This window comes from Mesorhizobium sp. M0923, from assembly GCF_040319365.1.
GTDB lineage: Bacteria > Pseudomonadota > Alphaproteobacteria > Rhizobiales > Rhizobiaceae > Mesorhizobium.
Genome location: NZ_JAMYNW010000030.1, coordinates 24,312 through 37,872, shown reverse-complemented (window position 1 = coordinate 37,872; position 13,561 = coordinate 24,312). Strand labels below are relative to the sequence as shown.

General features: G+C 62.1%; 12 protein-coding genes and 2 pseudogenes. 6 read left to right on the top strand and 8 right to left on the bottom strand.

Annotated features, from left to right (window positions below; genetic code table 11):
• The first annotated feature begins 82 nt into the window (after window positions 1–82).
• From NKH89_RS32090 to NKH89_RS32075, 4 genes are all read left to right on the top strand, one after another.
• Window positions 83–1,267, top strand: coding sequence for a glycosyltransferase family 9 protein (locus tag NKH89_RS32090; protein ID WP_352791170.1), 1,185 nt, complete (start codon window positions 83–85; stop codon window positions 1,265–1,267).
• 538 nt (window positions 1,268–1,805) lie between these two features.
• Window positions 1,806–2,090, top strand: a complete 285-nt coding sequence (locus NKH89_RS32085) for a type II toxin-antitoxin system TacA family antitoxin (RefSeq protein WP_352453587.1) — start codon at window positions 1,806–1,808, stop codon at window positions 2,088–2,090.
• Window positions 2,091–2,600 carry a GNAT family N-acetyltransferase gene (locus tag NKH89_RS32080; RefSeq protein ID WP_352835552.1) on the top strand — a complete coding sequence of 170 codons (510 nt, stop codon included), beginning with the start codon at window positions 2,091–2,093 and terminating at the stop codon, window positions 2,598–2,600.
• 190 nt (window positions 2,601–2,790) lie between these two features.
• On the top strand, window positions 2,791–3,225 hold the full coding sequence (locus tag NKH89_RS32075) for a hypothetical protein (protein ID WP_352911285.1): 435 nt from the start codon (window positions 2,791–2,793) through the stop codon (window positions 3,223–3,225).
• A gap of 626 nt (window positions 3,226–3,851) precedes the next feature.
• Here the strand turns inward: NKH89_RS32075 and NKH89_RS32070 are convergent.
• The 3 genes and pseudogenes from NKH89_RS32070 to NKH89_RS35905 all read right to left on the bottom strand — a co-directional run.
• Entirely contained in the window at window positions 3,852–4,247 is a 396-nt protein-coding gene (locus NKH89_RS32070) for an FMN-binding negative transcriptional regulator (protein WP_352453596.1), read from the bottom strand.
• Window positions 4,244–4,630, bottom strand: a complete 387-nt coding sequence (locus NKH89_RS35910) for a hypothetical protein (protein ID WP_502896970.1) — start codon at window positions 4,628–4,630, stop codon at window positions 4,244–4,246. The genes NKH89_RS32070 and NKH89_RS35910 overlap by 4 nt, the downstream gene beginning before the upstream one ends.
• A gap of 113 nt (window positions 4,631–4,743) precedes the next feature.
• Window positions 4,744–5,180 (bottom strand): annotated as a pseudogene (locus NKH89_RS35905) (class I tRNA ligase family protein); the annotation flags it as partial.
• A gap of 479 nt (window positions 5,181–5,659) precedes the next feature.
• Here NKH89_RS35905 and NKH89_RS32060 point away from each other — a divergent pair.
• Both NKH89_RS32060 and NKH89_RS32055 read left to right on the top strand, forming a co-directional pair.
• Window positions 5,660–7,306: an MFS transporter gene (locus tag NKH89_RS32060; RefSeq protein WP_352684151.1), complete on the top strand. Its 1,647-nt coding sequence runs from the start codon at window positions 5,660–5,662 to the stop codon at window positions 7,304–7,306.
• 889 nt (window positions 7,307–8,195) lie between these two features.
• Window positions 8,196–8,395 (top strand): annotated as a pseudogene (locus NKH89_RS32055) (phage integrase N-terminal SAM-like domain-containing protein); the annotation flags it as partial.
• A gap of 751 nt (window positions 8,396–9,146) precedes the next feature.
• On the opposite strand, the gene rlxS reads toward NKH89_RS32055, so the two are convergent.
• From rlxS to NKH89_RS32030, 5 genes are all read right to left on the bottom strand, one after another.
• Window positions 9,147–11,117, bottom strand: a complete 1,971-nt coding sequence (rlxS, locus tag NKH89_RS32050) for a relaxase/mobilization nuclease RlxS (RefSeq protein ID WP_352911279.1) — start codon at window positions 11,115–11,117, stop codon at window positions 9,147–9,149.
• 185 nt (window positions 11,118–11,302) lie between these two features.
• Window positions 11,303–11,989 (bottom strand): lytic transglycosylase domain-containing protein, encoded by a 687-nt coding sequence (locus NKH89_RS32045; protein ID WP_352911277.1) that lies wholly within the window; start codon window positions 11,987–11,989, stop codon window positions 11,303–11,305.
• Window positions 11,977–12,525: a signal peptidase I gene (gene lepB / locus NKH89_RS32040; RefSeq protein WP_352911274.1), complete on the bottom strand. Its 549-nt coding sequence runs from the start codon at window positions 12,523–12,525 to the stop codon at window positions 11,977–11,979. Before lepB ends, NKH89_RS32045 begins: the two co-directional genes overlap by 13 nt.
• Entirely contained in the window at window positions 12,522–12,791 is a 270-nt protein-coding gene (locus NKH89_RS32035) for a helix-turn-helix transcriptional regulator (RefSeq protein WP_352468501.1), read from the bottom strand. Before NKH89_RS32035 ends, lepB begins: the two co-directional genes overlap by 4 nt.
• A 151-nt stretch (window positions 12,792–12,942) precedes the next feature.
• On the bottom strand, window positions 12,943–13,266 hold the full coding sequence (locus tag NKH89_RS32030; RefSeq protein WP_352474126.1) for a DUF736 domain-containing protein: 324 nt from the start codon (window positions 13,264–13,266) through the stop codon (window positions 12,943–12,945).
• Between the last annotated feature and the right edge of the window lie 295 nt (window positions 13,267–13,561).

Below are 13,561 nucleotides of genomic sequence, written 5' to 3'. Positions count from 1 at the left end.
ACGCGGACAAAGTGGGGAGCACTCCAACCTACACACGCGTCACTGGGCTATCAGTGTTGACCGTATAATTTTCGGAATGGCAATGGCATATTTTACAAAGCACGACGGCAATCAAATTATATACCGCAGCTGGGAAGAGCCGGAACAGTCAAGCGCAAGGATGAGAATTTTGGTCCTCAAGCTTGATCATGTCGGCGACTTTTGGATGTCTCTAGGGCCTCTAAAGGACCTTCGTCAGCGTTTTGCGCATGCCCACATTACGCTGGTGGTGGGAAGCTGGAACATCGCTACTGCAAAACAGTTCGACCTCGCCGACGATCACGTTGCTTTTGACTTTTTTCCTCGCAACCCAAAAGTCAAAACGCGCAAAGAAGCCGCGGACATAAGGCCGCTGCTGACCGGCGAGTTTGATCTTGCCATTGATATGCGTGTTCCGGAAGAAACAAGGCCGATCTTGCTTGAAGTTCCCGCCAGGCACCGTGCGGCGATAGTTGATCCGTACAGCATGCATCAGATCGATATTGCGATAGCGCCATTCAATCTGAAACTGCGCAGAACCATTTTCTACAAGCTGGTCCAAAAAATAGGGCTTGCTAACAAAATCCCCCGTAGATGGCTTGATTGGTTCATTGACCGTAAGCAGGTGCGTCTCCAGCATGTGTCAGAAATCCTCCTCTTTCTGGTCGCAAAGGCAGCTGCCTATTTCGAAAGCGGAGCGGGTCACCCACAGAATTCGACTACAGGCAATGCCCCGATTGTCGTGGCTCCGTTCTCCAATTCCAGCCTGCGAGATTGGCCGATTGAAAGTTTTGGCAAAGTTGTCGCTGCTCTTTCGACCCGTGGTGAGGTGGTCCTCGTTGGCCGTGGCGAATGCCTGGAAGCGCTTGAGGAGGTTGCGAAGATAGCTAGGGAACGTGGGGCCGCGAACATTCGGACGGCTGTCGACTTGTCAGAATTGGAATTCAATTGTCTCGTGAATTCGGCCGCCCTCGTCGTTTCGAACAATTCGGGCACCGGCCATGTCGCTGCCCAGCTTGGCCGCCCTACTATCGGCATTTTCACGGCGTCACATCTACCGGAGATTTGGGGGTTTCGAGGTCCCTTGGTCAGCATGCTTATGAGTGTTATTGAATGTCGCGGATGTGGTCTGGACCAAGTGCGGCATTGTCCGGTCAAAGTCCGATGCAAGTTCGACATCACGCCGGATCTCGTGATTGCCGAGGTAAACGCCTTGATGAATCATTGTAAGGGTACGGCACAAACTTAGTGGCTCGCGGTCACCACAACCGCGATTGCCCAGCCCTTGTCGCTGATTCAATCGCTACAATCATCTAAAGGCCGAAATTCAGAATCGAATCGACTTGTTCGAAGGACCGCAGTGGCGATGTCACATTGGCCGACAGGTGGCATAGAGCGGCGCCTGAGAATGAAAGTGCCGCCGCCCAGGCTTCATAGCCGTTCCTCCTTTGTGGCGTGACGGCCCGAAAGTCGCCATCGCGTCAGATGTTCAACAGCTTCGGGATAGCCGGGGCTCGTCCGGCGACAGTCATGGCAGCGACTTCGCTTCTGGACCCGCTCATCCGGCCGCCAAAAACAAATGCGCTTTCTAAGCCGTAATTGATCCGCCGGAGCTGACCAAAGCCACCTTGCTCTGGGTTGCGGCAATGGCGACTGGGGCGAGAAGCCGAGAAGAACCGATGCGGCGAGAAATCCTGAGACCATCCGCCACGAGACGTCGCCAGGGAACGTAGTATTGCGTTCCGCGTTACACTAACGTATATACGTCCGCAGCACAGGAGCGCGCCATGGCCACCACACCCACCAGGAAGGAAGCACCTGTCTCGATGCGGTTTCGCGACGATGATCTCACCATCATCGACCGCGGCGCGGAGCTGCTCGGCCTGTCGCGCACGGAGTTCATGCGGCGCGCCGCGCTGCACGAGGCGCAGGCGGCCATCCTCAACGAAACCGTCATCCGCGTGTCCCCGGAAGCCTATGACGCCTTCATGCAGGCGATCTCAGCCCCGGCCGCTGCGCCCCCGGCGAAGGCGGCCGAGCGGCTGCGTCGGTCCCCGCCCTGGGACCGCTAGGTGGCGCTTTCAGGCATCGAACTCCTCGACCACGCACACCGCCTCGACAGCTTCGATTGCGGCAAGCCGGCGCTCAATGCTTGGCTGGCCGGCTTCGCGCGAACGAACCAGGCCCGCGGGTTTACCCGCGTCCTGGTCGTTCACGACGAGGGAACAGTCGTCGGGTATTACGGCCTCGCGCCGGGCGTGATCCAGCCAAATAGCGCACCGCGCGCCATCCGCACCGGACGCCCGCCCGATCCGATCCCCTGCCTGCTGATCGGACAACTCGCCATCGACCACCGCTATGCCGGACAAGGCGTCGGTAGCGGCTTGGTCAAGGACGCGCTGTATCGCTGCGTCGCCGGCGCCGACATCGTCGGCGGCCGCGCGGTGGTGGTGCGGGCGATCGACGCCGAGGCAGAGCGCTACTGGCAGAGCTGGGGCTTCATTCCCGCGCGGGACAATCCGTCGGTCCTCATGCGCTCGATCCAGGACGTGAGCCTCTGGCTGGCCGACAAAGGCCACTAGCTCCGCGCGCGTAGCGCCTCCGGAAGCGGCAGGTCTGCGCGCCGGCCTGCCGCCGACCGGGCTCTAGTTGCGGCGTCCCGCCGCTCCCCGAGCCGGCTTCGCCGTCTCGGCGTTCGGGTGACCCCTCACGCAGGGCCAGAGGGAGACGGCGGTCAGAGCGAGGGAGCCCTGGAGAGAAGGGAAAGTCATGATGTCGATGATATTCATAGGGGGTTCACGCGAGATATTTGAGCTGACGGAACCTGCCATCGCTCGGATCCGCCCAATCGTTGTTGCCGTGCACGGCGTGCTGATTGGCGACGCGTCTGGAGCCGATGCCGAGGCGCAGGGCCTGCTCGCGGGCTACGGCTACAAACATGTCGGGGTCTTCCATGCGGCCAAGGAACCCCGCAATGATCTGGGCGACTGGGCTGCCTACCGGGTCCCGTCTCCTGAAGGTGCTAGAGGATACTGGATCTACGCCGCCAAAGACCGGGAGATAGCGCGCGCCGATTTTGGGATGATAGTCTGGGACGGCGCATCACCCGGCACGGCCGTCAACGTGCTTCGGCTCGCCATGGCGAACAAGCCGAGGTCATCTACGATCTGGCCAGGGGCAGCATGGCGACTACGCACCATGTCGTAGACTGGTGCGCCATTGCTCCGCGATGCCGGTCCAGACATTCGGCGCGCCAAGCCGAAGCCCGCATGACGCGAGGCGAGCGCCTGGCGTTGCCGGGATGATGTACGCGCGGTCCCGGCGGGTCCAACGCGATAGGCTTGATCCGGCCCCGCGCCCCCAACTCCACTTGTATGAACGGCCGGGGCCGGCCCTTTTCGAAACCGGCTCACCGCCGCGTGGCGTTGTGCAGGATGATTGTCTTGACCCGTCTCGCATCTGAAGCGGGTGCAAGCCTGCCGCACATGCCGCTGCTTGGTCATGCGAGGCATCGCTACCGTGGGGCGTGGCGTTCGCCGATCTCCAAACCGCTGTGCCGCCATACCGAACACGCAAGGCGGTTTAACCGCCAGGCTGCTGTTCAAGGTATTAACGACGCAGGCGGCATGACCGGAGAGACTGGCGGGGTAAGCAGCTTCCATCGATCCGGCGGCATTGCGGATGTGGCTGGCGATGGCGGCCTGAGTTCTTGTCCATCTGCCGCATAGCGGGTGGTCAGATGCTGGTCACGTTTCCGGCGAGCCGAAGCATTTGTCTCTCAAGGTCACCCGTTGGAAATCCAGCACCAGCGGCTTGTCGGGACAAGATAGTTGCTATTGGGATTTGGCCGCCGCAACCGCGAGCATCGCTTCTCCCATCCCATTGACGCCTCGGGCATTCAGCATTTCACCAGCGTTCTGAATGTCGCGCACCTCTTTGTTCTGGCTGAGTTTTGATTTACCAACCAGGCTGGTGATCTCGATTTCCAGGGCGACGATCGCCTTCACCATCGTGTCAATGAAGTCCTTCGGCGCGTCGCCCATCTTCCACGGGGCAGGCTGCGAGGCTTCATGCATGTGAGTGAGCTTCGCCACGTTACGGCGCACATAGCGCTCATCATCCCGGACAGTGATGCGTCCGTGGGCGTGGACGACGAGATAGTTCCACGTCGGCGCCTGGTTATGGAATTCATGCTTGCTTGGACCAGTTCGGCGAGATGTAAGCGTCAGACCGTCGAGCTCGTCCCGGACCGCATGGCGCTACGGCGCCACCTCCAGCCCGGCGAGACAGTCGTCATTGTCCGTGAGGGTGACCGCCCCTCTATGGTGAGAATATTGATCGCCGGCAACTTATGGCGCCTGCCGACCTCAAATTCGTTGAAGTCGTGCGCCGGCGTGATCTTGACCGCGCGGCTGCCTTTCTCCGGATCAGAATACTCGTCCGCCACCACCGCGATCCTGCGGCCGACGATCGGCAGAGGATGAGGTTCTTGCCGACAAGATGCCGGAAACGCTCGTCGTCGGGATGCACCGCCGACCGCCATATCGCCCAGCATCGTCTCCGGGCGGGTCGTCGCCACGGTGATGAAGGTTTTAGGATTTTCCGGATCCAAAACCTCGCCCTCGACGGGGTAGCGGAAATGCCAGAGATTGCCGTTGACCTCCTGCTGTTCGACCTCAAGGTCGGACTCGCGGTCAAGAGCTTCGGGTCCCAGTTGACAAGCGCTTGTCCTTGTAGATCAGGCCTTTCCTTGTAGAGCGTGACGAACACTTCGAGCACCGCCCTGGACAGGCCCTCGTCCATGGTGAAACGTTCTCGGCTCCAGTCGGCCGAGGCCCCAGCCGATTCAACTGGTTGAAGATCGCGCCGCCGGATTCGGCTTTCCACTCCCAGACTTTCTCAATGAACTCGTCGCGCGTCAGGTCACGGCGGTGGATCTGCTTCTCCATAAGCTGGCGCTCGACCACCATCTGCGTGGCGATGCCGGCGTGATCCATGCCGGGCTGCCACAGCACGTTCTTGCCGCGCATGCGCTCGAAGCGCACCAGAATGTCCTGCAGCGTGTTGTTGAGCGCATGGCCCATGTGCAGCGAGCCAGTGACGTTCGGTGGCGGGATGACGATGGTGAAGGCTTCCGCCCTCCTCGGCGCCTGCGCCGACACGAAACGTCTTTTGAAGCGTATTATGTTTTTTGTGCATAGACCAACGAGTTGAACGGCGGCCCCATAAATCGCCGATGTGATAGGTCGGGCGAAGGCGTCCACCAGCTCGTACTTGTCAAGACGATGCCACCCTTGATCTTGCACCCGCCTCCGATACCAGCGATGCGCTGCGTCGTACGCTCATGCCTGTCAGGATGGGATGGGCGCTGCTAGCACCGTGGCAGTTTGACAACCCGGCCATCGGGGCGGTAGCACCGTCCAAGGCCAAGAGTCGCAGGGCAGACCGCACCCCATCGGGCTGCGCGACCCAGACCAGCTGACGCCCAACTGGCACACTCATCGCGCATCAGCACCGTGGATGCGACATCTACTTTGTTGCGAGCGCGATATCGGAACTTGGTTGTGACGCAGCTGTGCGTAAGCGCACCGCTGTCAGCAAGTGAGTGAGCGAAAGAACTACGTGGTGGAGGTGAGAAGTCATGCGGCGTCAAGATTCCCCGCCCTTTGCGGCAAACACACTGATCCCTCTTCAGAATCCGGTCTTTCGTTCGATCTGGACAGCCACGCAGATATCCAGCCTTGGCTGGCTGGTGCAGAGCGTGGCTATAAGCTGGCTTATGGCAACGATTTCAGCCTCCGATCTGATGGTTGCGCTCGTGCAGGCTGCATCGACACTGCCCGCCTTCTTCTTGTCGATCCTTGCTGGAGCGATTGCAGACAGCTTCAGCCGCCGCGGCGTGATGCTTGCCGGACATTGCCTGATCGCACTGGCATCCACGGCGCTGGCTCTCTCTGTTGGACTGGGCTTTGTCAGTCCATGGCTGATCTTGGGACTGAGTTTCTTGGCGGGATGCGGCTTTGCCTTGAATGATCCAGCCTGGCACGCCTCGGTCGGCGACATCCTGGAAAAGCGCGACATACCCGCTGCAGTGACGCTGATGTCGGTGGGGTACAACGTGGTTCGAAGCATAGGACCGGCGCTTGGCGGTGTAATTTTGGCTTTGCTGGGCCCCCTTACGGCTTTCGCCTTCGCTGCGCTGACCGACCTGGTCCCGTTGAGCGCTGTACTGCGCTCCAAGTGGCAAGTTCGCTCTTCGCCTCTTCCGCGCGAGCGGATGACGACGGCCATTCATGATGGCATGCGCTTCACGGCAATCTCCTCGGAGATCAGAGTGGCGATCGTGCGTGCAACCCTGTTCGGGCTGTCAAGCATCTCGATCCTTGCTCTGCTCCCCCTCCTGGTTCGCGACCAACTGGCGGGGGGGCCAATTGTTTACGGCGTCCTGTTGGCCGGCTTCGGCACAGGCGCCTTCATCGCGGGCATTGGCAATAGCTACTTGCGACGCATCACGTCCCAAAATCGATTGATCACGTTCGCGTCCGTTGCTTGCGCAACGTGTTGCCTTTTACTGGCTCTCACATCATCGGTGGCTGTAGCAGCGATCGCGCTTGCAATCGCTGGCGCAGGCTGGGTTGTCACCTGGACCGGAACCGACGTGTGTGTGCAGTTGGCAAGCCCAAGGTGGGTCGTTGGTCGCACCCTGTCGATCTATTACGCCCTGACCTACGGCGGCATGGCAGCGGGCAGCTGGATCTGGGGTGCTGTCGCGCAGAACTATTCCCTGACGTGGGCTTTGGAAGGTGCTGCAGCGGCGCTGTTGCTGGTTGCAGCTGTGGGAAAGCTATTGCCGGTCCGCCTATGGGAGGAATCGGATCAAGGGGCCTTCGACTTCAGGCCACCAGAACTGGCCCTCGATTTGAAGCCCAGGAGCGGCCCGATCGTGATCAAGGTGGAGTACTCGATACCCGAGGAGAATATCGAGGAATTTCTGAGCTGCATGCGCGAAAGGCGGCGCGTTCAGAGCCGTGCCGGTGCGCGGGACTGGACCCTCCAGCGCGATCTTCAGAACTCGACTCTTTGGACCGAGACATTCCGCACGCCGACATGGACGGACTATCTTCGTCTAAACCATCGGCTAACGGTGACTGACAGGGAAGTAGGCGAGCGCCTTGCCGCTCTGCAGGTCGGTGATTCTCCTCCTCGTCTCTCACTTTCGATTGAGCGGTCGACAAGCCCCGCCCCCGGCAGCCAAGTCCAGCCTGTGCCCTTTGTATCGCGCCCGTAAGGAACCAGTAACTTTTCTGGGTTCGGACACGGGAATGGCCGAGACCTACTCCTTCTTTCGTCGGGTCTGCCCGGATTGCCATACGTTGCAGCCGGTTAGGCGAGCATGAGGATTTGTGTGGCACGTATGTCCACCACGGGCCCATGTCCAGCCCCACCGCCTCTGCGGCCATCAGATCGGCTTGGGCACGGGTTCAGGTCGCCTGTCCCCTGCATCGCGGCGAGCAGCGGGAGCAAGGGGGGCGGAAGGGTCTCCCCGGTCTGCAGGGAGCGCAGCGGGCAGACGGAGGAATCCGCCAGCGGCGGCTTGCTGGGAGAGGGCCGCGCGCCTCTTTCCCCTCCCTGACAAAACGTGCCGCCAAGCACGTTCACGTCGGCGCAGCCGTGCCGCAGAGGCGGCCGCAACAAAGAAGGCCTACAAGGCGGAAGCATCGAAATGTTCGCCAGCGGGACCAATTCAGTTCGGTGCTGGAGAAAGCGATTCAACAGGGCGGCCATGGGAGCGCCAGCATAGCGCCGCTGTCAGGCGCGATGCGGACCGACAGCCCCGGCGAAGGGCGCTGATTGATCGACCGAAATTGGATCGGGTCATAATCCATGAATTTTTCACGATGCTTCAGCACGCGCGTGGATTTGTGCATTTAACTGCAGCGTCCAGGTGGTCCGGTGGAAGCGCGCCCGGGGCATCTTGGAACTTATTTGATGCAGCCATCCAGGACTGCTGCATTGCCACAGCAATGGTCACAACCTGCTAGGATCCGGACCCATAAAGGGATTGAACGAAGCCGCTGACGCGTCATTTGGTGCGTGGGTTTGCGGATGACGCTTCTGTTTTGAAGGATTGCGGCTGTTGAAGCGCAATCTTGAGAACAGGAGTTTGAGAGTTTGAGATGGCCGAGTTGAGCCCTCTTCGCCGACGCATGATCGAGGACATGACGATCCGCAATCTGTCGCCGGCCACCCAGCGATCCTACGTGCACGCGGTGGCCAAGTTTTCGCGATATTCGACCGCTCGCCGGACCGGCTCGGCCTGGAGGACGTTCGCGCCTCCCAGGTGCATCTGGTCTCTACCGGAATCTCGTGCCCCTCCCAGGCGCTGCGCCAGTAAAGCGTCGGCGAGCCAGCATCCGACGGTGCGTTCGAAGCGATCTCATTCGGCGGCCATGATCGCGCCGGTCACCATGCCGCAGCGGAAAGCTGCCGAGCTCGTCTGGTCAGGTCGCTGACCGCCTCGTCGTCGCGGGCGACGATCGAAATCTTCCCCACCGCAGCGAGGTTTCTCCCGTTAGAAGATCCTCAGCGGGATGGGCTGCCAGTTCACGCCCGGTCAACAGCATCCGGCCCGCGGGGTCGACCTTGTCTCCCGGTCGTGTGAGCAGAAGAACATCGCGAAGTGCGGCTTCATCCTCGACGCCGCGAGCCTGCTTCGCCGTACCACGGCCGCCGAAAGCCCTAGGCGCTGTCACCAGGCGCCAGCCCACCTCTCTAGCTGGCGGACCATCTCATCGAGCGCGCCGATGGCTGCACCGTCAGTGATTGCAATGTCCTCAATGCGCCGCAACTGTTTGGGTCGGGGGCAGCCCTGTGCAACCAGGCCGGCACCGCCGCGTCGGCGCGGCTTCCGTGGCACCGGGAAGAGTGCCGTGGTGGCGCAGGAGGGTTTTGGCTCAGAATCATGGAACACGATGAATCATCGCGGCGCATTTTGTAGAGCGAACGATAAGTCTTGCACGACCAGCCATTTATCCCTCGCGAGATCAATGCCGCGGGCAATTAGCAGGCGAACTCCGTCCGGACTGAGTACCTGTTTCAACGCGGGCAAAAGAAGTTGTGTAGCCATGTCACGAAATGCTTGGTCCGCTTCTCTGCCGGCCGATGGTCCATGAAATCCCCTCTGCACGCACGACGCCGGAAACCTCCTTGCCGATATGATGCTCAAGCACCGGCCGCCATGGCACCAGCGTGAACTCGCGCGATTTCTCGATGACAGCGTATTTTCCGCCGGCGAGCTCGACGGAGCGGCGGAGCGTGCCTTCTATTCGATCTCCACTCTGGGCTTCAGAATAGGGCAGACCGAGTTCGTTCGACAACTGGCCGGCCACGCGGTTCAACTCGCGTTGGCGCAGCATCGAAAGCATGTTCGCGCGATAGATGACCCGATCCTGGGCTTCATGCGCGAGACCTTGCGCGATCAGCCACTGCTGTCGACGGGCCTGGACCTGACGTACTTCGCGACCGAACCCAGAGTCACGCAAGGGCTCAGGATGAGCTGATACGAGCTCCTGGTCGATCCAGGTGGCGCCGTCGAAGCTGACTTGGCTCTCCAGCAGCATTGATGAGAGCTTGTCGACGACAACAGGCTCGGCCCTCGCTCGCTGACGCTCGTAGCCCGCGACGCGGTCGAGATGGTCCGGCGCGATAGTCCATGTGCCGTCCGGCTCGCGCTCGACACCACCGGTCGCCCGGCGGATCGCCTCCAGTCGCCGCACGTGCGTTTCGGCAAAGCGTTCGGTGGCCGACGGGTCATGCTTGAGATGGATATCGATGCTGTAGCGCCCGTCATGGGCTGTGGCGATCTCGGCAATTGTGCGGTCGACTCGCCTTGGCCCGGTGTCGCTCGGCGTGACCCGCACTATGCAGCCCTCTGGCGTCGGTTGGGTGGCCTCGCCTTTGCCGATATCAACATAGTGGCTTTTGCCGTCCACGCCGTCGACGACGAGGTAATGGCGGTCAGTGATTTCGTCGGCCAGGCCGCGCGCAATGATGCGGCCGACGACAGGCTGCATCTGCTCTGCAGAACGATCATGGACAACATAGTCGGCGACACTGCGGGCGAGCCCCTTGCCGGTCAGTTCGCGGTGCATGGTCTTGATGATGTCGCCCCGCTCGCCGATGCGGCGCAGCGTCGCTTCAAGCTCGCCATCAAGGCGCCAGCGGCCCGAGCCGACTTCCTCAGCCAGACCCATCCGCTCGAGCTTACGCAGGCGCCCCTGGTGCAGCGTCTGGCGAAACGTGTCTCGGCTGGCCGGTGAGACATGCCCGTCATCGTCGCGCAGGCGGAGCAGCTGCCGATCGATGCTGGTGAAGCGTTCCCGCTCCATTTCCTGGCGCAGGCGTTGCTCGATCTCGCGGTCCGTTCTCGGGCCAAGGTCGAGGCTGACCAGCTCGGCCGCCCGTTCACGGATTCCAGACGAGATGTAGTCTCGCGCGATGACAAGATTTTCGCCGCGGTCGTCCCTGCCGCGGACGATAATATGGGTATGCGGATGACCAGTGTTGAAATGATCGACGGCAACCCAGTCGAGCCTGGTGCCGAGGTCTTCTTCCATCTGCGCCATGAGGCGCCGCGTGAGCGGCTTCAGGTCATCATACTCGATGCCGTCTTCAGGGGCGACGATGAAGCGGAACTGATGCCGGTCGCCATCGGCACGATCGATGAAGGCCTTTCCATCGACGCGGTCGCTGTCGGCGCTATAGAGCTCGCCAGGCTCGCCTTCGCGGGTCACGCCGTCGCGCTGGAGGTAGCGAAGGTGTGCACGTGCCCCGTCAACACCCTTGCCGGCCAGCTTGACGATACGGGCCTTGACGACGGCGCGCCGCTGCCGAAACGCCGCGTGGGGGTCGCGCGCTCTGAGAACGGCGGCAGCAGCCCCGCCGCGCCCCGCCCGGCTTCCGATGAAGCGGCCACGGCGACCGCTGCCGCCGCCGGCTCGGTTGATCGCGGCGCGGATCTGGCCGGCGAAACGCTTGCCTGCCTTCGAGCCGCGCGATCCGATTTTGCCCAGGCTCGGCTTGAACTCTTCATCCTGCATTGAGCCTCCTAGTGATCTTAAGCAAAATCAGAGGTTTGTCGGCAGAAGCTCTCCTGACGCTGAAGGCAGCCTCCGTGAAAAACGATGTGCAGACAAAGACTTCGCCGCCTCCAGGAGGCGATGCCTTTATCTTGCCTTCCGCGGACCTGCCTCCCTGCCCCGCCCGACCCACGGCACCCCTGCCCTCACCTGCGATCCGGCCGGCCTGACCTTGCTCGCTCCGATCCGAGCGGCACCACAATTTGGCCATTCGGATCGGTCGCGGAAACACCGTTTCGCAGGAAAAACAGCGACTGCCCGGACGGGATTTCCGGCGCTTTTCCGGAACGGGATTTGCCGGTGAACGCGTCCATGTCAGCGGCGGAGATCCCCGCAGCCTTGAGCTCTTCCAGATACGAAACCGTCTCGCTGGGCAGCGGTCGCCCACGCTGCAAATGCTGTTCGTAACGGTCCGGCCCAGCGTTATAGGCGGCAAACAGGCCGGGAAAGCCGAAGCGGTCATACATGGCGCGCAGATAGGCAGTGCCTGCCAGAATGTTGTCGCGAGGGTCGTGCGGATCGGCCCCCAGGCCAAGCTCTGCGCGCATCTCCTCGTAGGTGCCGGGCATCACCTGCATGAGGCCAATGGCGCCGGCGTGTGACGCGATCGGCCGTCCATTCAGCTTTGTCTGCCCCCGGCTTTCGGCATCCATGACGGCATAAATCCAGGGCTGTGGAATGCTGAAACGCCGGCTTGCTTCGGCTACCAAGGGCTGCCATCTTGCCAGCTGCGGACCACGGGAGATGGCGGCCGGCTGAGCGTCGGTCGCGGCGGAACAGGCGCATGGCGCTATCGCGACCATGCCCAGCATCAGGAGGGTTACTCGGTCCATAGCGGCACGAGCCTCCCGGCAATATTTTCGGCCGGCACCGGCCCGAAATAGCGGCTGTCGAAGGAGCGGTTTCTATCGTTGCCGAGCAGGAAAACCTCGGCGGCGGCGAGCTTGCGGCAGGCATTCCACCAAGGCAGCGGACGGTGCTGCGTGTCGGTTGCCAGCCGGCGCGCGACAATTTCGCCGCCGATGATGATGGCGTCGCCGAAGGCGCAGACATGCTCGCCAGGCAGCGCGGCAAGGCGCTTGACCAGCGGCACGTTGCTGGGCAGGAAGAAGCGTTCGGCGGCGAGATCGGCGACCGGTTTTGGCGGGCGGACGAGCACGAGATCGCCACGAGCCGGCGATCCGGACGCGACGCGATAGAGGCCGACCGGCGCACTGGCCGAGGCGTTCCAGACCAGCCAGGGCGATGGGTTGTCGAAAGCGGCGAAGCCGATCAGGCCGAGGCCTATTGTGGCCACGGCGATCGTCTTGCGCGCCCGAACGCGCCGCAGATGGCTGCCGATCAGACGGATAGTGGGACGCCGGCTCATGAGCGGCCTCCCGCACCGGCCGAGCCGGAATCGTGGCCGCCATCCTCGGGCCTGGTCTCCTGCGCGCGCCCTTTCGACCAGTCGTCGAGCTCGTCGATGTGATACCGAACATAGCGGCCGTGCTTGCGGAATTGCGGGCCACCGCCTTTGAGCCGCATCTTCTCCAGCGTGCGCTGGGACAGCCCGATATAGAAGGCGGCCTGCGCGGTGTTGAGAAACGGACTGCCCTTCTTGGCACGGGCCGCGCGTTCGTTTTCGTCGTCCATGATGATCCTCGTTTCGCTACGGACAAGCGAAGGCGAGGATCGGCGAGCGAGATCGTTTTGGGGACGGGCGAAGAGTGGGGGGCGAGTTTTCGCCGCCCCTTCTTGAGAAGAGCCCCGCGCCGGTTGCGGCGCGGGGCTCGAGGCTGGCGGTTCAGTCGACGGGGTTCCAGATGATGGCGTATGTGTCGTCGTCATCCTGGCCGGCGGCGCGGCCGAGATTGGCGTAGAGCTTGCGCGGACCGAACTCCGGGGCGGCAATCGACAGGCTCACATAGTCCTTGCCGGAGGTCTCGCCGGTGCGGATCCAGCCGGCCCCTACTTCGACCCCTTGCGTCAGCACCCGGAAGTCGGGATGGGTGTCGGCGCTCTTTGCCTGATTGGGCACGATGTCGATGTCGGCGCGGACGCTAAGCGTCCTGAGCTGGCCCTTGTAGCCGCCGTTTTCCTGTTTGGTGACGTATCCGATCGCGGTCATTTTTAGTCTCCTTTTGGTGCTCGCCGGGGACCATTCCCCTGCGATGGCGGACCGTGATGGGCGCGTCCGGACCGCCGGAACCGGGACGGCCGCAGCGATAGCGGAGGACCCGAGCGGACAGCTTTTTTGAAGCGAAGCGGCGCGAGGAAGCCGCCGCAGGCGGCGGGGAAAAAAGCTGCTGGCGAGGGTTTCGGGCGGGCCGGATCCGCCCATAGGTCGTCAAGCCAGCCGCAGGGGAATGGTCCCTGAGACACATGGAGACAGGTGGCGCGATCGGTGGCACAAGCGGGGGCGG